This is a genomic window from Leucobacter muris, from assembly GCF_004028235.1.
Taxonomy (GTDB): domain Bacteria; phylum Actinomycetota; class Actinomycetes; order Actinomycetales; family Microbacteriaceae; genus Leucobacter; species Leucobacter muris.
In genome coordinates this window covers 98,192-119,422 of sequence record NZ_CP035037.1, presented here as the reverse complement: position 1 = coordinate 119,422, position 21,231 = coordinate 98,192, and the positions used below count along the sequence as shown (strand labels likewise).

Here is a 21,231-nt window from a genome sequence, read left to right as displayed (position 1 = left end):
GCGGGCCGCGCGCAGCGCGCGTGCGCCCGCGTAGCATGGACGGGTGAGCGAGCCCAAGATCCTGCTGTACTACGTCTTCGCGCCCGTGACCGACCCCGAGGCGGTGCGCCTCTGGCAGCGCGAGCTGTGCGAATCGCTCGGGTTGCGGGGCCGGATCATCATCTCGAAGCACGGCATCAATGGCACCGTCGGCGGCGAGCTCGACGCCTGCAAGCGCTATCTGCGGCGCACGCGCGAGTACGGCCCGTTCGCCGGGCTGGAGCCGAAGTGGAGCGCGGGCACCGGCTTCGTCGAACCGCTCTCCGCCGGCGAGGCCGGCGCGGCGGTGCCCGCACCGTCTCACGGGAGCGGAGCCGACGCGACCGCGTTGACCGGCAAGACACGACCGGCGCCGTGGCGGCGCATCGTCGACTTCCCGAAGCTGAGCGTCAAGGTGCGCGACGAGCTGGTCGCGTTCGGCATCCCCGACGAGCTGCGCGTCGACGAGAGCGGCGTGGTCGGCGGCGGTGCGCACCTCTCGCCGAGTGAGGTGAACGAACTGGTCGAGCGGCGCGGCGACGACGTGGTGTTCTTCGACGGCCGCAACGCGTGGGAGGCCGAGATCGGGCGGTTCAAGGGCGCCGTGGTGCCCGACGTCGCGACCACGCACGACTTTATCGAGCAGATCGAGAGCGGCGTGTACGACGGCATCAAGGGCCGCCCGGTCGTGACCTACTGCACGGGCGGCGTTCGCTGCGAGATCCTCTCGGCCGCCATGCGCGAACGGGGCTTCGAGGAGGTCTACCAGATCGACGGCGGCATCGTGCGCTACGGCGAGGCCTTCGGCAACAACGGGCTGTGGGAGGGATCGCTCGCGGTGTTCGACGGGCGCGAGGCGGTGGAGTTCGCCCCGGGAGCGGCGGTGCTCGGGCGCTGCTCGGTGTGCGGTTCCGCGTCGAGCAGGCTCGCCAACTGCACCGACCCGAGCTGCCGCGCACGCTTCGTCGCGTGCGAGCAGCATGCCGGGGCGGCCTGCCTCTCGCATGCCTGAGGCGGTCTTGCCCAGCGGGCTCCGGCCCGATACGTCGCGAACACCTCGGTGCCACCGCGGCGCCGCTTCACACCGGCGGGGCTGCTCCTTAATTTCACCCTTGACTTATATAAGCGCCGGGTGAATGATGGGGCCATGCACGCGCTCGACATTCTCGGAGATCCTGTTCGGCGACGGATCCTCGAACTCATCGCCGACGGCGAAGAGAGCGCGGGCGACATCGCCGCGGTGATCTCCGAGGAGTTCGGGATCAGCCAGCCGGCCGTCTCCCAGCACCTGCGCGTGCTGCGAGAACACGGCTTCGCCTCCGTTCGCCCCGAGGGCACCCGGCGCCTCTACGCCGTCGACCCGCGGGGCCTGCAGCAGGCGAGCGCGTGGCTCACCCCCTTCGAGCGATTCTGACGCGGCCCCTTCGCCGCGCTCGGCACCGAACTCGCCCGCGGCAAGCGGCAGCGTCGGCTCGCCGAGGAACGCCGCACGAGCGACGGATGCGCGACCCCCGCCGACGCTCCCAGCACCACCGGCGCGGGCGCCCGCCCCGCCGATTCCGGCCACCACCAGAGTGAGGAATGATCATGGTCGACGTACGCTCGCAGATCGATGCGGTCAGCCGCAGCCTGCGCGACGCGCAGATCGACGGCGAACCCGCGCGCGTGCAGGCTCTCGCGCAGGAATACCCCGCAGCCATCGATGACGTATGGGAGGCCGCCACCAGCGCCGAGCGCATCGCGCGCTGGTTCCTGCCCATCTCGGGCGATCTGCACCTCGGCGGGCGCTACCAGCTCGAGGGCAACGCCGGCGGCGAGGTGCTCGAGTGCGCGCCTCCGTCCGACGGCCGCGCCGAGTACCGCGTGACGTGGGAGTTCGGCGGGGGCGTCTCGTGGGTCACCGTGCGCCTCGCCGAGCAGGGCCCCGAGCGCACGCGCTTCGAGCTCGAGCACGTCGCGAAGATCGCCGACGTGCCGGCTGAGATGTGGGACACCTTCGGCCCCGGCGCCACAGGCGTCGGCTGGGACGGCGGCCTGCTCGGCCTCGCGCTGCACCTCGGCGCGCAGCAGGGCTCGCTGTCGCCCGCCGAGGCCGAGGCCTGGGCGTTCACGCCCGAGGGGCGCGCCTTCTACCGCGCCGCCGCCGACGGGTGGGGCGCCGCCCACGTCGCCGCCGGAGCGGACCCCGAGACCGCGGCGCGCGGTGCCGACGCCACGTACGGCTTCTACACGGGCCAGGGCGCCGCCGAGTAGCCGGTGGGCCGGCGGCGAGCGACGCCGGCCCGGCCCCGCTCTCCTACTCCACGCTGTGCAGCGCCGCGCCCACGATACCCGAGTTCTGACGCAGTCGCGCAGGAACGACGGGGGCGCGCACCGAGATGAGGTGCAGGAACTCGTCGGCTCTGCGGCTGATCCCGCCCCCGACGATGAACAGGTCGGGCGAGAACAGCTGCTCCACGTGCGAGAAGTACCGCTGCAGCCGCACCCCCCACTCATCGAAGCTCAGGCCCTCGCGCTTGCGCGCCGCGGCCGAGGCTCGCGATTCGGCGTTGGCCCCGTCGATCTCAAGATGACCGAGCTCGGTGTTGGGCACGAGGCGGCCGTCGATGAAGAGCGCGGATCCGATCCCCGTGCCCAGCGTCAGCATCATCACGACGCCGTCGTGCCCGAGCCCCGCCCCCATGCGCATCTCGGCGAGGCCCGCCGCGTCGGCGTCGTTGAGAGATCGAACCGGGGCGCCGAGGCGCTCGGCGAGGTGCTGCTCGAGGTGCTCTCCGAGCCACTCGTCGTCGATGTTCGCAGACGAGCCGACGACCCCGTTCTTGACGACACCCGGGAAGGCGCATCCGACCGGTCCCCGCCAGCCGATCTCGGTCACCACCGCGGCCGCGGTGTCGAGCACGGCCGAGACGGTCGCCGGCTGCGGGGTGTCGAGGCGCACCCGCTCGCTCACCAGCTCGCCGGACGCGAGGTCGACGATGCCGCCCTTGATCCCTGTGCCGCCGATGTCCAGTCCGAATGCAGTGCTCACCCGATCTCCTCCAGTTCACGGCCGCGCTCTTCCCGCCTCGCTCCAGCGCGAGACGGCGGCTCGGTACAGCCATCGTCGCACACGCGGTCGGGCGAGCGGGAGAGCAGAAGGGGCCGCCCCGAGGTCTCCCTCGGGGCGGCCCCCGCGATCCGCGGACTCGGTGACCGCTAGGCGGTCGCCCTGCGGCGGCGGATCACCAGCACCGAACCGCCCAGCGCGAGCAGCGCCAAGCCGGCGGCGATGAGCCCCGCGATGTCGGCGCCGGTCACGGACAGTGCCGATCCGCTCGAGGCCGGGGCCACCGGATCGAGCTCGATCACACCGGCATCCCAGGTGGGATCGATGCCCTCGCTGGCGTCCACGCCGTTCGCGTAGTCGCGGGTGAGCGCCGCATTCGAATCGTCGAGCACGAACTTCTTGCTCAGACCCACGAGCGGATTGCCGCCGGTGAGCGCGTCGGAATCGGTCGCGGCATCGCCGACGTTCGGCTTCGTGAACCGGTACCGCTCGCCCTGCTGCTCGGTGAGGGTGAACCGCACCTGATAGGTGCCGGCGTCGAGCAGATCGAACTTGTAGAAGCCCTTCGCATCGGTCTTCGTCGTCGCGACGACCTCACCCCGCTCGTTCAGCAGCTCGACCTTCACACCCGGCAGTGCGGGCTCATCGGCATCCTGCTTGCCGTTCTTGTTCGTGTCGATCCAGGTGTAGTCGCCGACGGCGTACGACTTGGCGTACGCGTTCCACACGTCGCTGTCGACGACGGTGGCGCCGTTCACCTCGCCGCGCGCGCTCACCGTCGCGGTGTCGCGGTGGCTCTCGCCGGCCGTGAGGCCGGGCAGGGTGCCCGAGCAGTCGAACTGGGTCGCGAGCTCCATCGGGCCGGCCCAGGTGGTGCCCGTGCTGCCGTCGGGGAACTCGCAGACGAGGTTCTGGATCTCGCCGGCACCAGCGGTCAGCACATCGGTCACCGAGATTTCGACCAGACGGTCGGGGCCGTTGTTCGACACCGTGAAGTTGACCTGCTGGGACTGGCCGCCCGCGAGCGGCTTGCCTGCGAACGGTGCGGGATCGTCGTAGTCACCGGCGAAACCGTCGTTCAGCAAAGCACCCGGCTGGGCCTCGCCGATGGGGGCGTAGAGCGGGACCTCGCCCTCGTCGCTCCACTTCTCGATGTCGACGCCCGGGGTGGAGATGCCCTGGATCGTGGTCGTCGAGACCGGCGTGTTCAGGCCCTGGAGCAGCAGCGAGTTGACGACCTGCTGACTGCCGTCGTTGACCTCGACCAGGAATCGGAACGGGATCTGGCCCTGCACCGGGAAGCGCCCCGACGTCTGATCGATCGTTACCGTGTGCGTGGCACCGTCGTAGCTCGCCTCGATGCCGTTCTTCGTCACGGGGCCGGGGGGGTGGTGTCGCTGTCCTGCGGATCGCTCCAGACGGCTGGATCGTCACTCGTGATGAAGCCGACGAAGTCGACGTTGCTCGGCAGGTGGTCGAGTACGGTCGGCGCGTTCGCGGAGTTGTAGTTGCCGTGGCCGAGCAGCTCGATCTCGTAGGCGTACCGCGCCTACGTCAGCTTGCCGTTCTCGTATGCCGTGCGCAGGTACGGGCTCCACTGCGTCGAGTCCCAGACGCGCTTGCGGGCCTCGAGCTCGTCGCCCCACGAGGTGGCGGAGCCGTTGTGCTCCGACCAGTACGCCGGGTCGTTGCCGCTGCCGTAGAGCGTCGCGACGTTCTTGACGTCGAGGGTCTCCTTGCCCTCGAGCACCCGCGTGCGCAGCGTCAGATCGACGATCAGGTCGCGGCCGTCGGGCTGCCCCGCGACCTTGTCCTTGCCGCTCTGCGCGAGCGTGATCGTGAGATCGCCCTGGTTCGCGCTGAGGCGGTTCAAGCTCAGCTCGAAGTCGTCGGCGGTCAGCGTGGCGCCGGCATAGGAGCCCGAGACCAGCACGTTCGGCGCCGAGAGCGTCTGCTCGGTCAGCGGGAACACCGAGAGGTCGATGTGGTCGACGAGGTGCAGATCCTGCGCTTCGATGCCTTCCGTCGATGCCGTCTTGCCCGTCTTCACCGTGAACCGGTAGTCGATATCGGTCGGCTCATCCGGCGTCGCGGAGACCTCGCCGGTCGGACCGGCCTTGGTGAACGCGTCGGAGTCGTTGAGCCCGTTCGTGCGATCCTGCGGCAGCTGGATCGGACGCACGTCGGCCGTGCGGGTTTCAACGCCGCCCGAATCGGAGTAGGTGAAGGTGGCCGCGTTGCGGAAGCGGTACGCCGTGGCGCCCGCGACATTGGTGCTGCCGTTCACGATGAGCCCCGCGCCGTTGCCCGACGTCGGATCGGCGAGGCGGTTGAGCTGCGCGTTCACGAGAATGCCGACGCTCGTGTCCTTGTGCTTGCCGACATTGACGCGCAGGGTCTGGCCGTCGAGGCAGTACCGGCCGACGTTGGCGTCGCTCGCGATGGTGTTCGCGTCGCAGGCGCCGCCCGAGAAGAGCGCCAGCGCCGAGAAGTCAGGGCTCGTCGAGCCGCTCGCGAGGCCGATGACTCCCGAGCCCGTCTTCCAGCTCGCCTGCGCCGGGAGGGTATCGGTGATGACCACGTTGCGGTTCAGCTCGAAGTGGGAGTTGCGGCCGTCCCAGGTGCTCAGATCCGCGTTCAGCCGGTACGAGATGTCGACCGGCTCCGGCAGAATGTTGCCGCCGACGTCGGTGGTGAACTCGCGGGTCCAACTGCCGCCCTCGACGGACTTGGCGAAGCCGCCGTTGCACCCCGGGCAGGGGCCGGGCACGCTGCCGTTGATCGAGAATTCGGCGGTGTCGGTGCGCGAGGTGGGCCCGAAGGTCGCCGTGTTCGTCTTGCTGATGCCGTACTGGCCGGGCGCGGTCGGGTTCGTGCGGCCGTCGTAGGCCGCGGCGAGCTCGTTCTGGTAGGCGGTGACGTCGACGATGCGCGCCTGATACTGGACGGTGAGCGTGGCCGGGCCGGTGAGATCGATCGTGCCGGCGAAGGAGCGATCACCGGCCTGCACTGCGGGGGCGAACGGCGGGTTGGTGACCACGCCTGCGGCGGCGCCGCCGACGCCGCCGGGCGCGTACTGCGTGAGCGTCGCGGTGGTCGCGACGCTGTCGCCGGCGCCGGCGAGCCCGCTCGCACCCACGTACTGCATGCCTGCCGGGAGCAGATCGCCGATCGGGTAGGCCGGGTAGACCTGGCCGTCGGGAACGTTGACGGTGAGGGTGTAGGTGATGTTCTCGTTCGCGATGGCCGGGTCGAGCCCGTCGAACACGTAGTCGCCGTCGCCGTTCTGCGTCTGCTGCACGAAACGGTTGAGGTTTCCGGCAGACACCGCCTTGTCGATGGTGTCCGGGATCACGATCGGGGGCACCTCGTCGCGGTCGCGCACACGGATGTTGAGGGTCTGCTCGTCACCGCCGATGGTCCAGGTGATGGGGCGGAGGCCCGTGCCGTTGACGTCGTCGAGCACGAAGGTGAGACCGAAGGCGCCTCCGATCGTGCCCTCGGGCCAGGAGGCGTCGTCTTTGAAGGTGACCCGCACGGTGTCGCCGCCGACGAGCTCGAAGCTGTCGATGCCGACGGTGCCGGCGGGCAGAGGGGTGCCGATGGTCGCGTTCGGGCCGAGCTTGAAGTCGAACGTCTGGCCCTTCGCGAGCTCGGTGTAGTCGACCTCGAGGGTGAGCATGGTGCCCTCATCGAGCTGCGCACCGTCGGCCACCGCGTTGCCGTTGCTGTCGACGATGGTCGCGGCGGTGATGCCCGCGGGCAGCGCGTGGGCCGCCGTGCCGCCGACCGTCAGCAGGCCGACGCTCATGGCGAGAGCTGCCAGCGCGGAGAGCGGTTTCTTCCACAGGCGCTGACGCCCGGTTCCTTCTCGGGATCTTCCGATCCCCATTCTCAATGACAACTCGTGCCTCCCCACAAAGACGCTCGGCGGCGTCTCCGCCGAGAAAAGGAGAGCGGAACGGATGAACCCCAGACGCCGGTGCAGAACCGCCGTCTCCAGCCTGCGCCGCGCACAGACGCGCGGAGGTGCTGAGAGCCCCACTCGGCTTACAGGCTAGGAAGCCGCGGGGGTGTCTCCCCGGCGGAAGCGTGCCTTTTCACCCTTCTATTCACCCTGCCTCAGGGGAGGGGCCGCTTCCGGCCGGGGAAAGTTCGGCCCCGGGAAGCCCCGGCCCGGGGCCAGCTGGTCGAGTTCGATCACTCCCGCGTCCCAAGCGGGATCGATGCCCTCGCTCACCTCGTACCCGTTCGCATAGTCACGCGCGAGCGCGGCGTTCGAGTCGTCGAGCCCGCCGAACACGGCAGAGGGGCACCCACCCCGCGGGTGCACGCCCCTCTGCCGCAGCCGCAGCGGCCTACCAGATGCTCACGCGCTGCGCCGGGTCGAGCCACAGGCCGTCGCCCGGATTCGTGCCGTAGGCCTCGTGGAACGGCGCCAGGTTGCGCACGATCTGATTGCACCGGAACTCGTTGGGCGAGTGCGGGTCGATGGTGAGCAGGCGCACGGTCTCCTCGGGGCGCGACTTCTGCTGCCAGGCCTGCGCCCACGCCAGGAAGAAGCGCTCCGCACCGGTCAGCCCGTCGATGACCGGCGGCTGATCCCCGCCGAGCGAGCGCAGGTAGGCCTTCCACGCGATCTCGAGGCCCGACAGGTCGCCGATGTTCTCGCCGATGGTCAGCTCGCCGTTGACCGGCCGGCCGTCGGCGCCCTCGGGCGAGAGCGCGTTGTACTGGCCGATGAGCGCCTTCGTGAGCTGCTCGAACGCCGCGCGATCCTCTTCCGTCCACCAGTCGGTGAGGCGGCCCTCACCGTCGTAGCGCGAGCCCTGGTCGTCGAAGCCGTGCCCGATCTCGTGCCCGATCACGGCCCCGATCGCGCCGAAGTTCGCGGCGGCGTCCCAGGATGCGTCGAAGAACGGGGGCTGCAGGATCGCGGCCGGGAACACGATCTCGTTGAAGCCCGGGTTGTAGTACGCGTTGACGGTCTGCGGGGTCATGAACCACTCGTCGCGGTCGATCGGCTTGCCGACCTTGCCGAGCTCGCGGGCGAACTCCACCTCGGCGACGCGGCGGGAGTTGCCGAGCAGATCGCCCGAGTCGACGGCGAGCGCCGAGTAGTCCCGCCACTTCACCGGGTAGCCGATCTTGGGCGTGAAGCGGTCGAGCTTGTCGAGGGCGCGCCGCCTCGTGTCGGGGCCCATCCACTCGAGTCGCTGGATCGAGTCGCGGTACGCCTCGATGAGGTGCCCGACCAGCTCGTCCATCGCCGCCTTCGAGTTCTCGTCGAAGTGGCGCTCGACGTAGAGGCGCCCCACGGCCTCGCCCATCGCGCCCTCCACGAACGAGACGCCGCGGCGCCACCGCTCGCGCTGCTCGGGGGCGCCGGTCAAGGCGGTGCCGTAGAAGTCGAAGTTCGCACGCGAGATCTGCTGCGAGAGCAGGGACGCGGATCCGCGCACGATCGACCACAGCAGCCAGGCCCGCCACGCCTCGAGCTCCTCGTCGACCAGCAGCTCGGCGAGGCCCGCGAGCGCCTCGGGCTGCGCGGCGACGACCTCGGCGAACGCCTGCTCGGGCGCCCCCATGTCGGCGAGGTAGGCGCGCCAGTCGAGGCGGGGCGTGATCTGCTGCAGCCCCTCGAGGGTGCGCAGGTTGTAGAGCTTCTGGATGTCGCGGCTCGCGACCTTGTCCCAGTGCGAGGCCGCGATGCGGCGCTCGAGGTCGTAGGCGAGCTGCGCGAGGCGCTCGGCCTCGTCTGCCTCGGCCACGCCGGCGAGGTCGAGCATGCGGGCGATGTGGGCGCGGTACTGCTCGCGGATCGCGGCGAACTGCTCTTCGCGATAGTACGACTCGTCGGGCAGGCCGAGGCCGCCCTGCATCACGAACACGATGTAGCGGGAGGGATCGCCGGGGTCGTTGTCGACGAACATGCCGTAGAAGCCGCTCACGCCCTGGCGCTCGAGTTCGGCGACCACCGAGATCAGCTCGGGGATCGACGAGACGGCGCGGGCCCGCGCCACGTCGCCCGCGATGGGCTCGGCACCGAGGTGATCCGCCCGCTCCGTGTCCATGAAGCTCGCGTAGAGCGCCGCCACCTTGTCGGCCTCTCGGGACTCGCCGCCCTCGATCAGTCCGGGCGCGGGAGCCTCCGTGCCCGTGATGATGTCGCGCACCGCTTCCTCGGCGTTCTCGGCGAGCACCGCGAACGAGCCGTAGCGCGCCTTGTCGGACGGGATCTCGGTGCGTTCGATCCACTTGCCGTTGACGTGGCGGAAGAGGTCGTCCTGCGGCCTGACCGCAGGATCGAGTTCGGAGAGGTCGATACCGGAGACTGAGGCGGCATTGGTCATGGCACCAGCCTAGGGCGTGTCGGTTGGATCGCGGCTCAGCGCACGCGGGCCGCGCGAGGACGGCGCGGTCGCGCGTGTCGCGTCAGCCGGCGCGGCTGCGGCGTCGCAGACCTGTCGGGGTCGCCGCTAACATGCTCAGCATGTCGGAAATCGGACGAGGGCGGTGGCGACAATCGCGGGGCGCGCGCCGCCGCATCGACCGCAGCATCGCGCACCTCGCGGTGCCGGCCCTCGGCGCGCTCGTCGCCGAGCCGCTGTTCCTGGTGGTCGACTCCGCGCTCGTGGGGCATCTCGGGGCCGCCCCGCTCGCGGGGCTCGCGGTCGCGGCGGCGATCCTGCAGACCGCCGTGGGGCTCATGATCTTCCTCGCCTACTCCACCACGCCCCTCGTCGCGCGCCGACGCGGGGCGGGCGACCTGCGCGGGGCGGTGCAGGCCGGCATCGACGGCCTCTGGCTCGCGCTCGCGATCGGCGTCGCGGTGGGGGCCGTGCTGTGGGCGGCCAGCGGGCCGCTCGTGACGTTGTTCCACGTGGAACAGCGCACCGCCGAGCTGGCGCTCACGTACCTCACCATCTCGTGCCTCGGCATCCCCGCCATGCTCGTGGTCTTCGCGGCGAGCGGCCTGCTGCGCGGCCTGCAGGACACCAAGACCCCGCTCGCGGTCGCCACGATCGGCTTCACCGCGAACGCCGCACTGAACTGGTGGTTCATCTACGGCCTCGGCTTCGGCATCGCGGGCAGCGCGTGGGGCACGGTGCTCGCGCAGTGGGGCATGGTCGCGGTCTACATCGTGGTGATCGCGCGGCACGCGGGGCGGGCCGGCGCTGGTTTCCTGCCGCGGCGCGACGGCCTCGCCCACGCGGGTCGCAGCGGCGGCTGGCTCTTCATCCGCACGGCCGGGCTGCGCGCCGCGCTGCTCGTCACGGTGTTCGCCGCGACGAGCCACGGCACCACCGCCACCGCCGGCTATCAAGTGGTGTTCACCCTCTTCTCGACCGCGGCGTTCGCACTCGACGCCCTCGCGATCGCCGCCCAGGCGCTGATCGGCGACGCCCTCGGCGCGCACGACGCCCGGCGGGCTCGGCTCATCGTGCGGCGCACCGTCTTCTGGGGGGTCGCGTGCGGCGCGGTGATCGGCGTGCTGCTCGCCGCGGCCAGCCCCGTGGTGGGGCGCGTCTTCACGAGCGACGAGGCGGTGCTCGCGATCCTGCCCCCCGCCCTGCTGGTGCTCGGGATCTCGCTGCCTCTCGGCGGCTACGTCTTCGTGCTCGACGGCGTGCTCATGGGCGCGGGAGACGCGCGCTATCTGGCGTGGACGAGCCTCGTCAACCTGGCCGTCTACCTGCCCGCGCTGTGGCTGCTGACGGTGCTCGTGCCGAGCGGCACCGCCGCGCTCGTCGCGCTCACCGCCGGGTTCACGCTCGTCTTCATGCTGGCGCGCGCCGTGACGCTCGGGATCCGGGCGCGCGGCAACCGATGGGTGCGGCTGGGCGCCTGACCCCGTCCCGTCGACGGCTCGCGATCCGCGCCCGGAACCCGGTCAGCCCCCGATCAACCCGCGTCGGACTCGCAGACGGCTCCCGGCTCGGGCAGCTCGCCCTCGAGCAGATAGGCCGTGGTCGCGTCGTTCACGCAGCTCGAGCGCCCGAGGTAGCTCGCGCCGTGCCCGTGCCCGTCGAGGGTGAGCAGGCGCGCGTTGCCGAGCTCCCGCACCAGCTGCTCCGACCCTTCGTAGGGCGTGGCGTGGTCGCCGAGCACGCCGATCACGAGGATCGGCGCGTCGGGCGACCCCGAGAACGAGTCGGTGATGTCATCGCCGCTCTCGGGCAGCGCGTCGCACGACAGATCGATCCACGGGAGCAGGGCCTCGTCGTCGATCTCCGGCCCGCCGAGCATCTCGGGCAGACCCGCCTCCTCGACGTACTCGAGGAAGCCCACCAGGTCCGGGTCATCGGGGAACGAGTGGCAACTCACGATCGACCCCTCGATCCCCACCGCGGCGCCGCCGCTCGCCATGCTCTCGAGGATCTCATCGATGCCCTGCTGCTCGCCGCGCATCGCACTCGCGAGCCGGTCGAGCGCCAGCTCTCGCCCCTCGGGAATGCCGTAGAGCGATGCCGTGAGAAACTCCAGCAGCACGCCTCCGTCGAGCTCGTCGCCGGTGCTCGCCACGAGCGGGGTCTCATCGAGCCGGTCGATCGCCTGCTGCAACTGCTCCTCGCTCTCGATCGGGCAGTCCGATCTGCCGTACTCGGTCGCGCAGCCGCTCAGCAGCGCGACCGTCTCGCGGGCGATGGCGGCCTGCTGCTTGAAGCGGTTGACCGGGGCGCCCCAGTTCGCCGAGATCGCGCTGTCGAGCACGAGGCGGCCCACCCGCTCGGGAAACAGGGTCGCGTAGGTCGCGCCGAGCACAGTGCCGTACGAGTAGCCGAGGTAGTGCAGGCTGTCATCACCGAGGAGCGTGCGCAGCAGTTCCATGTCGCGCGCCACCTGCGAGGTGCCCATCGAGTGGGCGAGCGGGTTCGCATCGGCGCACAGCGCGATCTCGAGCTCGGCGACATCCGAGAACCCCGGGCAGTCGATGCGCGAGCTGCGGCCGATGCCCCGCGGATCGAAGCCGACCACCGCGTAGCGCTCCGTCACCCGCTCGGCGCCCGGCATGATCGACAGGCGGTAGGCGAGATCGACACCGCTCGCGCCGGGGCCGCCCGGATTGACGAACAGCGTGCCGAGGGGCTCGCCGTCGCCGGTCGCAGCGCGCTGGTTCACCGAGAGCTCGATCGTCTCGTGGTTGCGCGGGTCGTTCCAGTCGAGCGGGGCCTCGACCGCGGCGCACTGGTACTCGTCGAGTGGCGCCCCCTTCTCCTCGAGGCGCTTCGCCGCGCCGTCCTCGATCTCCGAGAGGTCGCACTCGCCCCACTCGATCGTCTGCGCGTACACGCCGGGGAATGTCTCTGCCTGGAGGGCGTTCTCGGAGTCGTCGACGGCCGGCGCGCAGCCGCTCAGCACCAGCACCCCGGCGGCGAGCGCGGCCAGAGCTGCGAAGCGGGCGCGCTGAGCGCGCGAAATGCGCGCGGAGGACGCGCCGATGCTGCCGAGTCGACGATCTGCCATGAATCCTCCGATGCGAAGTTGGACTAGGTTCACTATAGGGCTTGAGGGCCGCCCTCGACGCCCCGCGTGGGTTCGCGCGCAGCAGGCGAGGATCAGCGGGCACGCCCTAGACTCGATCCGTGATAGAACGCGCCGCATTCGAACGGGCCCTGGTCGTGCGCTGGGTGCGCACGGTGCCCGTCGTCTTCCTCGTGGTCGGCCTGGGCTTCGGCACCTGGCTGAGCCGCCTGCCGGCCGTGCGCGACCACCTCGACGCCAGCGCCACCGAGATGAGCGTCTACGGCCTCTGCCTCGCGGTGGGCAGTCTCGCCGGGCTCGTGCTCTCCGGGCGCATCGTGCACCGCTTCGGGCCGCGCCGCACCATCCTCGTCGGCATCATCGCCACCACGATCCTGCTGCCGGGCGCGGCCGCCATCATCATGAGCGGCGCCATCCCGCCCGGCCTCGCCGTGCTCTTCGCCTACGGCTTCGCGTTCAGCATCTGCGACGTCGCCATGAACGTGAGCGGGGCCAACGCCGAGGCCGCGTTCGGCCGCCCTCGCATGCCGCTCATGCACGCGGGCTACAGCCTCGGCGCGGTCGCCGCCACGAGCCTCGGCGGGCTCGCCGAGGCGCTCGACGTGCCGGTGCCCGTGCACTTCGCCGCGGTGATGCTCGCGAGCGCCGCCGTGCTGTTCGCGCTGCTGCGCAACCTGCCCCGCGACGAGCAGGCGGCGCGGGCGGCCGGCGAGCGCGCGGGCCGGGCCGGCGGATCCGCTTCGCCGTCGCTCCCGGCGCCTGAAGAGCGCGACCCCGCCACCGGCTCGATCCCGATCATCGACTCCGCCGCCGGGCAGCGGCCCGCCTTCACCACCATGACGGGCTCGATCCCGATCCAGACCAGGGGCAGGGACCGCGATGCGAACGGCGCCGCGGGCGAGCAGCCGCGGCGGGGGTCCGGATCCGCCCGCCCCTCCAGCCCTTGGCGGGATCCGCGCATCTTCCTCATCGGCCTGCTCACCCTCTCGTTCGGGCTCTTCGAGGGCACCGCCAGCGACTGGCTGCCGCTCGCCCTCGTCGACGGCCGAGAGCTCAGCAACCACCTCGGCTCGATGATGCTCAGCGTGTTCTTCGCGGCGGTGATGTCGGTGCGGATCGCCGGATCGTGGCTCATCACCCGCTTCGGCCGGGTGGCCGTGCTGCGCGCCTCCGCCGTGCTCGCCGCCGCCGGAGTGGTCACGACGATCCTCGCGCCCGGCACCCCCGGCGCAGTGCTGGGCGTGCTCGCCTGGGGCGTCGGCACCGGGCTCGGCTGGCCGATCGCGATCTCGGCGGCCGCCGACCGCGCCGACACGGCGGCCCGCGACGTCGCAGCCGTCTCGGCCATCGGCTACGGGGCGATGCTCGTGGGGCCCATGGCGTTCGGCTTCCTGGGTGAGCACATCGGCCTGCTCACCGCGTTCTGGGCGCTGCTGCCCTTCGCGGTATACGTGCTGTTCGCGGCCTCGGCGACGCGGGCGCGGCGCTGACCCGCGCCTCTCGTGCTCCCGGGGCTCCCGCACTCGCCGTACCCGCCGGAGCAAGCGGGCGAACGGGTGAGCGGGTAAACTACGGCGGGTGCGAATCGTTGTTGCAGACTGCTCGGTCGACTATGCGGGCCGCCTCTCGGCGCACCTGCCGCGAGCCAAGCGCGTGCTCATGCTCAAGAACGACGGCTCCATCCTGGTGCACAGCGACGGCGGCTCCTACAAGCCGCTCAACTGGATGAGCCCGCCCTGCTCGCTCACCGCCGTCGAGCTCGACGAGGATCAGCAGGCCGCCGGCATCGTCGAGGCCTGGCAGGTCACCCACAAGAAGACCGCCGACAAGCTCATCGTCTCGGTGTTCGAGGTGTTCCACGACTCGTCGCACGACCTGGGCGTCGACCCCGGCCTCATCAAGGACGGCGTCGAGGCGCACCTGCAGGAGCTGCTCGCCGACCAGATCGAGCTCGTCGGCGAGGGCCACACGCTGGTGCGCCGCGAGTACATGACGGCGATCGGCCCGGTCGACATCCTCGCCCGTGACGCCTCGGGCGCCTCGGTGGCGATCGAGATCAAGCGCCGCGGCGGCATCGACGGCGTCGAGCAGCTCACCCGCTACCTCGAGCTCATGAACCGCGACCCGAAGCTCGCCCCCGTGCAGGGGGTCTTCGCGGCGCAGGAGATCAAGCCGCAGGCGCGCACGCTCGCCGAGGATCGCGGTATCCGCTGCCTCGTGCTCGACTACGACTCGATGCGCGGCATGGAGGATCAGAACACCCTGTTCTGAAGTGCCCGGCCTCGGCGGCGCTCAGGGTTCGATGCGCGGAAGACCCCTCGGCGCGGGCGCCTGCTCGACGGTGCGCCGCGCGATCTCGCCGAGCGGCGCGATCCAGACGTCGCTCATCGTCGCGACATCGGCCATGAAGCGCTCCAGCACCGCTGCCCGGCCGGGGCGGCCCGACAGGAACGGGTGGTTGGTGAGCACCCAGCACCCGCCGTGCTCCCGCATGCCGTCGAGCTCGCTCCGCCAGAGTTCCACGGCGTGCGCCGGCGTCTGGATCGGCCCCAGCTCGGTCACGTCCGGTAGAAAGCAGTACTGCTCCCAGTCGTCGAGCGCCCACTGGATCGGGATCTCGACGAGCGTGCGCGCCCCCTCGGCGGCGCCCTGCTCACCCGGGGAGAGCACGTAGGGGAAGTCGTCGTCCATGAGGCTGGAGTCGTAGAGGAACCCGCGTTCGGCGAGCAGCGCCGGCATCTCCCACGAGAGATCCCACATCGGCGCCCGGTAGCCGAGCGGGCGATCGCCGGTGAGCCGCTCGAGGGCGTCGGAGCCCCGGTCGAGCTGCTCCGCCTGCTGCTCGGGGTCGAGCCCGGCCGGCCGCACGTGGTGATAGCCGTGGTGGGCGATCTCGTGCCCGGCGGCGGCGATGTCGCGCACCGCGCCCGGGTGCAGCTCGGCGGTGAACCCCGGCACGAAGAAGGTGCTGCGCACGCCGACTCGGTCGAGGATGTCGAGCAGCCTCCCCACCCCCACGCGCGGCCCGTACGCCTGGTGCGTCATCACGCTCAGGCTGCGCGCCGTCCCGGGTGCGGCCGCGAGCGCGGCCGACTCCCCGTCGACGTCGAACGAGAACGACGCCGCGCACCGGGCGCCGCCCGGCCACTCGAGCGGCGCTCGCGCATGCGGGCGATCCGCGGCAGCGCTCATCCCGCCGCCACCCGGTCGCTCATGATCGAGACGAGATCGTACGCGCAGTGCGACGCGGCCACCGCGGTGATGCTGGCGTGGTCGTAGGCCGGGGCGACCTCGACCACGTCGGCTCCCACGAGGTTCTTGTGCCGCAGCCCGCGCAGCAGCTCGAGCAGCTCCCGACTGGTGAGGCCCCCCGCCTCGGGGGTGCCCGTGCCCGGCGCGTGCGCGGGGTCGAGCACATCGATGTCGATCGAGATGTAGAGCGGCGCGTCGCCCACCCGGGCGCTGATGCGGTCGATGATCTCGGTGAACGGGGTCGTGTGGAACTCGCGCGCGTGCACGATCGTGAAGCCGAGCTCGGCGTCGTCGGTCAGGTCGTCGGCGCTGTACAGCGAACCGCGGATGCCCACGTGCGCCGAGTGCTCCTTGATGAGCAGCCCCTCCTCGATGGCGACCCTGAACGGGGTGCCGTGCGTCACCGGAGTGTTGAAGTAGGGGCCCCAGGTGTCGAGGTGCGCGTCGAAGTGCACGAGCGCCATCGGCCCGTGCTCGCGATGCAGGGCGCGCAGCGAGGCGAGCGCGATCGTGTGGTCGCCGCCGAGCACGACGACCGGGCGGCCGCCCTCGGCCAGCGCCGAGACGCCGGCCTCGATCTCGCCGAGCGCGGTGGTGATGTCGAACGGGTTGCAGTCGACGTCGCCCGCGTCGACCACCTGCACCGAGTCGAACGGCGCCACCTCGAGTGCCGGGTTGTAGGGGCGCAGCAGTCGCGAGGCCTCGCGAATCGCCCCCGGGCCGAACCGGGCGCCCGGGCGGTAGGTGACCCCCGCATCGAACGGCACGCCGACCACGGCGATGTCGTGGCGCGGCACGTCGCCGATCCGTGGCAGCCTCGCGAACGTCGTGAATCCCGCGTAGCGCGGCGAGACCTGACCGTCGATCGGGGGGATGGGGTTCGTAGTCACTGATGGATCCTGTTCTCTCGTGGGTCAGACCCGGGCGCGGGTCGATCCGCCGTTCACCTGGAGCGTCTGCCCGGCGATCGCCCGCAGCCCCGGATTCGCGAGGAAGGCGACGGCCTCCGCGATCTCGTCGGCGCGGCCGATGCGGCCGAGCGGGATGCCGCGAGCGTAGTGCTCGTGCATCTCGGCGAGCGAGACGCCCGCCGCTTCGGCGTCGACGTTCAGCTGCGGGGTATCGATCACCCCCGGGGCGATCGCGTTGACGATGATGCCCTCGGGCGCGAGCTCGTGGCCCAGGCACTTCACGAGCGCGATGAGGCCCGCCTTCGACGCCGCGTAGGAGGTGGCCTCGGGCCAGCCGATCACACCCCACTCGCTCGAGATCACCACGATCCGCCCGCCCGTGCCCTGCTCGCGCATCACGCGCACGGCCTCCTGGATCATGGCGTAGGTGCCCAGCAGGTTCGTCTCGACGACCCGCCACCAGTCGGTGGGATCGGCGTCGACGAGCGGCGCCATCGTCATCGTGGCGTGATTGGCGACGAGGGTGTCGAGCCGGCCCGCGATCCGCACCGCGTCCCGGATCAGCTCCCTGCAGGCCTCGGGGGTGCCGAGATCCTTCGCCACGCCCCGCGCACCGGAGGTCCGCAGCACCGCCTGCAGCGCGGGGCCGTCCGAGCGGGCGTGGGCCAGCACGTCGGCCCCCGCCGCGGCGAGCGCCGACACCTGCGCTGCGCCGAGCCCGCCGGCGGCGCCGGTGACCAGCGCCGCCGTTCCCTCGAGGTTTCGACTGTTCGAGTGGGGCATCAGATCACGGCTCCCGAGTTCGGATGGAGGATCTCGCCCGTGACGAAGCTCCCCGCGTCGAGCAGGAACTCGACGCAGAGCGCCACGTCGTCGGGTTCGGCGAGCGCCCGGGTCGGCAGCGTCGCGAGGTACGCCTCGTCACGCCACGGCGAGTCGGGCGCCAGCATCGGGGTGTTCGTGGGGCCCGGGGCGACCGCGTTCACCCGCACGCCCGACGGCGCGACCTCGACGGCGAGGCTCCTCACCGCCCCGAGCACGGCGCCCTTCACCGCGGCGTAGTGCGAGTCGCGCGCGCCGCCTCCGACGGCCAGTTCGCTCGCGATCGCCACGATCGCGCCGGCGCCGCGCTCCAGCATGCCGGGGAGCACGGCGCGGGATCCGGCGAAGAATCCGCCGAGGTGCACGCGGAGCATGCGCGCGGCCTGCTCGTCGGTCACGTCGGTGAACGGGATGCTCTCGTAGTGCCCGGCGGCGCTCACGAACGCCTCCACCGCGCCGAGATCCCGCTCCACGGCGGCCACGGCGGCGGCCACATCGGCTTCGTCGGCCACATCGACCTGCAGCGCGAGGTCGACGTCGCTGGCCCGGACCCGGTCGAAGCCGGCCACCGTCCAGCCGGCGTCGCGCAGTCTCCGCGAGACCGCCGACCCCATCCCGCCGGCGGCCCCCGTCACGATGGCGACCGGGCTCATCGGCGCTCCCCGCTCTCGCGGCCGGGACGGGCGCCCCCGGCGGGATCGCCGGCGGTCTCGCTCTCGGCGGCGCCGTCCAGCTCGAGCATCACGGCCGAGGTCTCGACGTTGACGATGCGGGTGCGCACGCGGGAGTAGATCGCGGCGCCCACCACAGCGAGCGCCACGGCGCCCACCACCACCGACCAGTCGAGCCAGGGGTTGCCGTTGAGGGCGCGGGGCCAGGCGATGTTGACCAGCTCGAGCACCACCCACACGAGGGCGGCGACGGCGACGATCCCCGTCCAGCGGCCGATGCTGAACGGACCCGGCCGCCAGCGCTTCCGCAGCACCGCCACCGCGAACGCGAGCACCGGGAAGAGGAAGCTCAGGTAGAAGCCGCCCGACGTGAAGTTCACCATGATCGTGTACAGGTTCTCGGCGACGTTGCTCAGCAGGAAGAGCGCGGTGCCGATGACGGTGGTGATGAGGATCGGGCCCACCGGCTGGCGCTGCGAGCGGCTGAGCCGAGAGAGCGCGTTCGAGAACGGCAGCGCGCCGTCGCGGGCCTTCGCCCAGATGAGGCGCGACGCCGAGGTCTGCAGTGCCAGGAAGCTCGCGACGAAGCCGATGGCGAAGAGCACCTGGATCGGGATCGCGAGGTGCGAGCCCAGCTGCGCGGTGAGCACCGCGTAGACGGGGTCGGCGTCGTAGTCGGGCAGCTCGGCGGCGTTCTCGGGGGTGGCGAGGATCACCGCGAGGCTCGAGAACATCACTACGACGGCGATGAAGCTGATCGAGAACAGCACGGCCTTCGGCAGGTTGCGCCGCGGCTCGTGCACCTCCTCGGCGATCGAGCCCGCGCTCTCGAACCCGACGAACGAGAAGCCGATGAACACGACGGCGAGCAGGAACGGACCGCCCAGCGAGAAGAACCCCTCGGACGCGCCGATGCTGGCTCCGCCGTCGAAGAGCACCGAGAAGTCGTGCTCGCGGTGGGCGATGAGCAACCAGACGGCGAGACCGATGGAGCCGATCACCTCGGCGCCGATGCTCGCCAGCATGAAGCCCTTGAGGATGCCGCGGCCCGAGAGGTTGATGATGGTCCCCAGCACCAGCACGATGAACGCGATGAACGCGATCTGGGTGCCGCTCGCGCCGTGCATGCCGATGATGTTCGCGATGAAGCCGGCCGCGCCGAGCGCGACCGTCGCCATCGCGATCACCAGCGTCCAGATGTAGAACCAACCGGCGAACCAGCCGTAGCCCGAACCGAGCAGTCGCGACGCCCACTGGTAGATCGATCCCTCGAGCGGCCATCGCGAGACCAGCATCGCGAATACCAGCGCGACGAGGAACTGGCCCCCGAAGACGATCAGGAAGCCCCACCAGAACGACGGACCCGCGGTGGTGATGGCCAGGCCGAAGATGCCGTACAGGGCGACGATCGGCGAGATGAACGCGAATGCGAAGGCGAACGCGGCGCCGAAGCTGAATTCCCTTCGCAGGGTGCGGGTGCCCTCTTCGGGGCGAGCAGTGCTCGTAGTCACAGTGGTCTCCTTTGGCCCGGACGGCGACGAACGCCCCCAATTATGCACTCCTCCACTATTCAGGGCTCAAAAAGAGGAACATCCTCTATTTCCCGGCACGCGAGTTGTAGAAAGCTACAATGCTCTCATGTCTTCGATGCAGGCCGATTCCGGGGCGCTCGTCAGGATCGGCGATCTCATCGCAGCGGGATCGCTGGCCGTCACCGCCGCCGTGCTGCCCGACGGCGCGCTCGAGCGACAGGTCTCGTGGGTGCACGCGACCGAGCAGCTCGACCCGCGCCCGCACCTGCGCAAGCACGAGCTCGTCTGCACGCTGGGCAGCGCGCTCGTGCGCCCGCGCTCCGCCGAGACGTTCGTCGCCGCCCTGTCGGACGCCGGGGTCGCGGGCATCGCGCTGGGCCTCGGCGAGGTGCACCTGGAGCCGCCCGAAGAGCTCGTCGCGGCGTGCGAGCTCGCGGGGATGCCGCTGCTGCTGCTCGACCACGGCGTCCCCTTCCTCGCGGTGAACGATGTCGTGCTGCGGCGTCGCACCCAGATCGAGAGCGAGGCCAGGAGGCGGGAGACCGCGCTGCTCTCGCGGCTGCTGGCGATGGCCCGCACCGGCGCGGGCGAGACGGCGCTGCTCAGCGCGGTCGAGGAGACCCTCGGCGGCCGGGTCGGGAAGGTCGGATCGGGGGCGAGCCGCGGGCTCGAGTGGATCGGCGAGGCGCCGGGGCCGAGCGGCGAGTTCATGGAGCAGCTGCAGAGCGTGCTCGAGTTCACGGGCCTTGAGCACGCCCGCGAGGCATCGGAGCAGCAGCAACGCCTCGGGCAGCTCATCGACCTGATCGCGAGCGGGCTCGCGCTTCCCGCGGCGATCCTGCCCGAGATCGAGGCCCACGGGCTGGATCGCGCGCAGCTGCGGGCGTCGAGCTGGCCGAGCGGCAGCGAGGGGGCGCTCGGCCGCCACGGCATTCCCGGGCTGATCGGCGTGACGTCCCAGGGGGTCGTGCTCATCTCGGGGCCGAACTCGGAGGAGTCGTTCCGCGGCCTCGGCCTCGTGTGCGGCTACAGCTCGACGGTCGAGCTGGGCGAGCTGCGGCGCGCGCTCAGCGAGGCCAGGTCGGCGCTGCGGCTGGCGCGCAGCCGCGGCGGCCTCGCCGGGCCGGATCAGCTGGTGTCGCTCGAGGCGCTGCTCGAGCAGCAGCCCGCCGAGCATCTGAGCCCGTTCGTCGAGCAGCTCATCAAGCCGCTGCTCGATGCCGAGGAGCAGGGGCGGGTGGAGCTGCTCTCCACGCTGCGCGTGTTCATCGACGCCGACGGGCACCTGCAGGCCACCGCGGACCGGCTGTACGTGCACGTGAACACGGTGCGGCATCGGCTGCGGAGGATCCGGGAGCTGAGCGGCCGCGATCCGCTCTCGCAGAACGATCTGGTCGACCTGCGCATCGCCCTGTGGACGGCCGAGCGCCGCAAGGCGGTCGAGCACCGCCTGATCCGCCCCTTCCACCGTTGAGGTTCGACGGCTCGGC

At 71.2% G+C, this 21,231-nt stretch carries 17 protein-coding genes; 7 read left to right on the top strand and 10 right to left on the bottom strand.

Annotation, left to right across the window (positions count from 1 at the left end; genetic code table 11):
• Window positions 1–43 precede the first annotated feature (43 nt).
• From Leucomu_RS00545 to Leucomu_RS00535, 3 genes are all read left to right on the top strand, one after another.
• Complete coding sequence (locus Leucomu_RS00545) at window positions 44–1,030, top strand: tRNA uridine(34) hydroxylase (protein ID WP_017884209.1); 987 nt, start codon at window positions 44–46, stop codon at window positions 1,028–1,030.
• A 135-nt stretch (window positions 1,031–1,165) separates the two neighbouring features.
• On the top strand, window positions 1,166–1,432 hold the full coding sequence (locus Leucomu_RS15300; RefSeq protein WP_228407145.1) for an ArsR/SmtB family transcription factor: 267 nt from the start codon (window positions 1,166–1,168) through the stop codon (window positions 1,430–1,432).
• 173 nt (window positions 1,433–1,605) lie between these two features.
• Window positions 1,606–2,271, top strand: coding sequence for an SRPBCC domain-containing protein (locus Leucomu_RS00535; protein ID WP_128386000.1), 666 nt, complete (start codon window positions 1,606–1,608; stop codon window positions 2,269–2,271).
• Window positions 2,272–2,314: 43 nt separating this feature from the next.
• Here the strand turns inward: Leucomu_RS00535 and ppgK are convergent, their stop codons facing one another.
• The 4 genes from ppgK to Leucomu_RS00515 form a co-directional block, all read right to left on the bottom strand.
• Complete coding sequence (ppgK, locus tag Leucomu_RS00530) at window positions 2,315–3,049, bottom strand: polyphosphate--glucose phosphotransferase (RefSeq protein WP_128385999.1); 735 nt, start codon at window positions 3,047–3,049, stop codon at window positions 2,315–2,317.
• Window positions 3,050–3,216: 167 nt separating this feature from the next.
• Complete coding sequence (locus Leucomu_RS15050) at window positions 3,217–4,443, bottom strand: SdrD B-like domain-containing protein (protein ID WP_164884480.1); 1,227 nt, start codon at window positions 4,441–4,443, stop codon at window positions 3,217–3,219.
• Window positions 4,444–4,616: 173 nt separating this feature from the next.
• On the bottom strand, window positions 4,617–6,878 hold the full coding sequence (locus tag Leucomu_RS00520; protein ID WP_128385998.1) for a hypothetical protein: 2,262 nt from the start codon (window positions 6,876–6,878) through the stop codon (window positions 4,617–4,619).
• Window positions 6,879–7,425: 547 nt separating this feature from the next.
• Window positions 7,426–9,420, bottom strand: coding sequence for a M13 family metallopeptidase (locus tag Leucomu_RS00515; RefSeq protein ID WP_128385997.1), 1,995 nt, complete (start codon window positions 9,418–9,420; stop codon window positions 7,426–7,428).
• A gap of 140 nt (window positions 9,421–9,560) precedes the next feature.
• Here Leucomu_RS00515 and Leucomu_RS00510 point away from each other — a divergent pair, with 140 nt between their 5' ends.
• Window positions 9,561–10,919 carry an MATE family efflux transporter gene (locus Leucomu_RS00510; RefSeq protein WP_128385996.1) on the top strand — a complete coding sequence of 453 codons (1,359 nt, stop codon included), beginning with the start codon at window positions 9,561–9,563 and terminating at the stop codon, window positions 10,917–10,919.
• 53 nt (window positions 10,920–10,972) lie between these two features.
• Here Leucomu_RS00510 and Leucomu_RS00505 read toward each other — a convergent pair whose 3' ends face one another.
• Window positions 10,973–12,535: an alpha/beta hydrolase gene (locus Leucomu_RS00505; RefSeq protein ID WP_017884201.1), complete on the bottom strand. Its 1,563-nt coding sequence runs from the start codon at window positions 12,533–12,535 to the stop codon at window positions 10,973–10,975.
• 119 nt (window positions 12,536–12,654) lie between these two features.
• Between Leucomu_RS00505 and Leucomu_RS00500 the strand changes: the two genes are divergently transcribed.
• Window positions 12,655–14,043 (top strand): MFS transporter, encoded by a 1,389-nt coding sequence (locus Leucomu_RS00500; protein WP_017884200.1) that lies wholly within the window; start codon window positions 12,655–12,657, stop codon window positions 14,041–14,043.
• An 88-nt stretch (window positions 14,044–14,131) separates the two neighbouring features.
• Window positions 14,132–14,824, top strand: a complete 693-nt coding sequence (nucS, locus tag Leucomu_RS00495; RefSeq protein WP_031290058.1) for an endonuclease NucS — start codon at window positions 14,132–14,134, stop codon at window positions 14,822–14,824.
• Between the two features lie 21 nt (window positions 14,825–14,845).
• Here nucS and Leucomu_RS00490 read toward each other — a convergent pair whose 3' ends face one another.
• From Leucomu_RS00490 to Leucomu_RS00470, 5 genes are read right to left on the bottom strand one after another with little or no spacing between them, the layout of a single operon-like run.
• Window positions 14,846–15,745: a polysaccharide deacetylase family protein gene (locus Leucomu_RS00490; protein WP_128385995.1), complete on the bottom strand. Its 900-nt coding sequence runs from the start codon at window positions 15,743–15,745 to the stop codon at window positions 14,846–14,848.
• Complete coding sequence (gene speB / locus Leucomu_RS00485) at window positions 15,742–16,695, bottom strand: agmatinase (RefSeq protein ID WP_017884197.1); 954 nt, start codon at window positions 16,693–16,695, stop codon at window positions 15,742–15,744. The genes Leucomu_RS00490 and speB overlap by 4 nt, the downstream gene beginning before the upstream one ends.
• 24 nt (window positions 16,696–16,719) lie before the next feature.
• Window positions 16,720–17,499 (bottom strand): SDR family NAD(P)-dependent oxidoreductase, encoded by a 780-nt coding sequence (locus tag Leucomu_RS00480; RefSeq protein WP_128385994.1) that lies wholly within the window; start codon window positions 17,497–17,499, stop codon window positions 16,720–16,722.
• Window positions 17,499–18,191 (bottom strand): SDR family NAD(P)-dependent oxidoreductase, encoded by a 693-nt coding sequence (locus Leucomu_RS00475; RefSeq protein WP_128385993.1) that lies wholly within the window; start codon window positions 18,189–18,191, stop codon window positions 17,499–17,501. Before Leucomu_RS00475 ends, Leucomu_RS00480 begins: the two co-directional genes overlap by 1 nt.
• Window positions 18,188–19,720: an APC family permease gene (locus tag Leucomu_RS00470; RefSeq protein ID WP_017884194.1), complete on the bottom strand. Its 1,533-nt coding sequence runs from the start codon at window positions 19,718–19,720 to the stop codon at window positions 18,188–18,190. Before Leucomu_RS00470 ends, Leucomu_RS00475 begins: the two co-directional genes overlap by 4 nt.
• 127 nt (window positions 19,721–19,847) lie before the next feature.
• Between Leucomu_RS00470 and Leucomu_RS00465 the strand changes: the two genes are divergently transcribed.
• Window positions 19,848–21,215 carry a PucR family transcriptional regulator gene (locus Leucomu_RS00465; RefSeq protein ID WP_164884479.1) on the top strand — a complete coding sequence of 456 codons (1,368 nt, stop codon included), beginning with the start codon at window positions 19,848–19,850 and terminating at the stop codon, window positions 21,213–21,215.
• The last annotated feature ends 16 nt before the right edge of the window (window positions 21,216–21,231 follow it).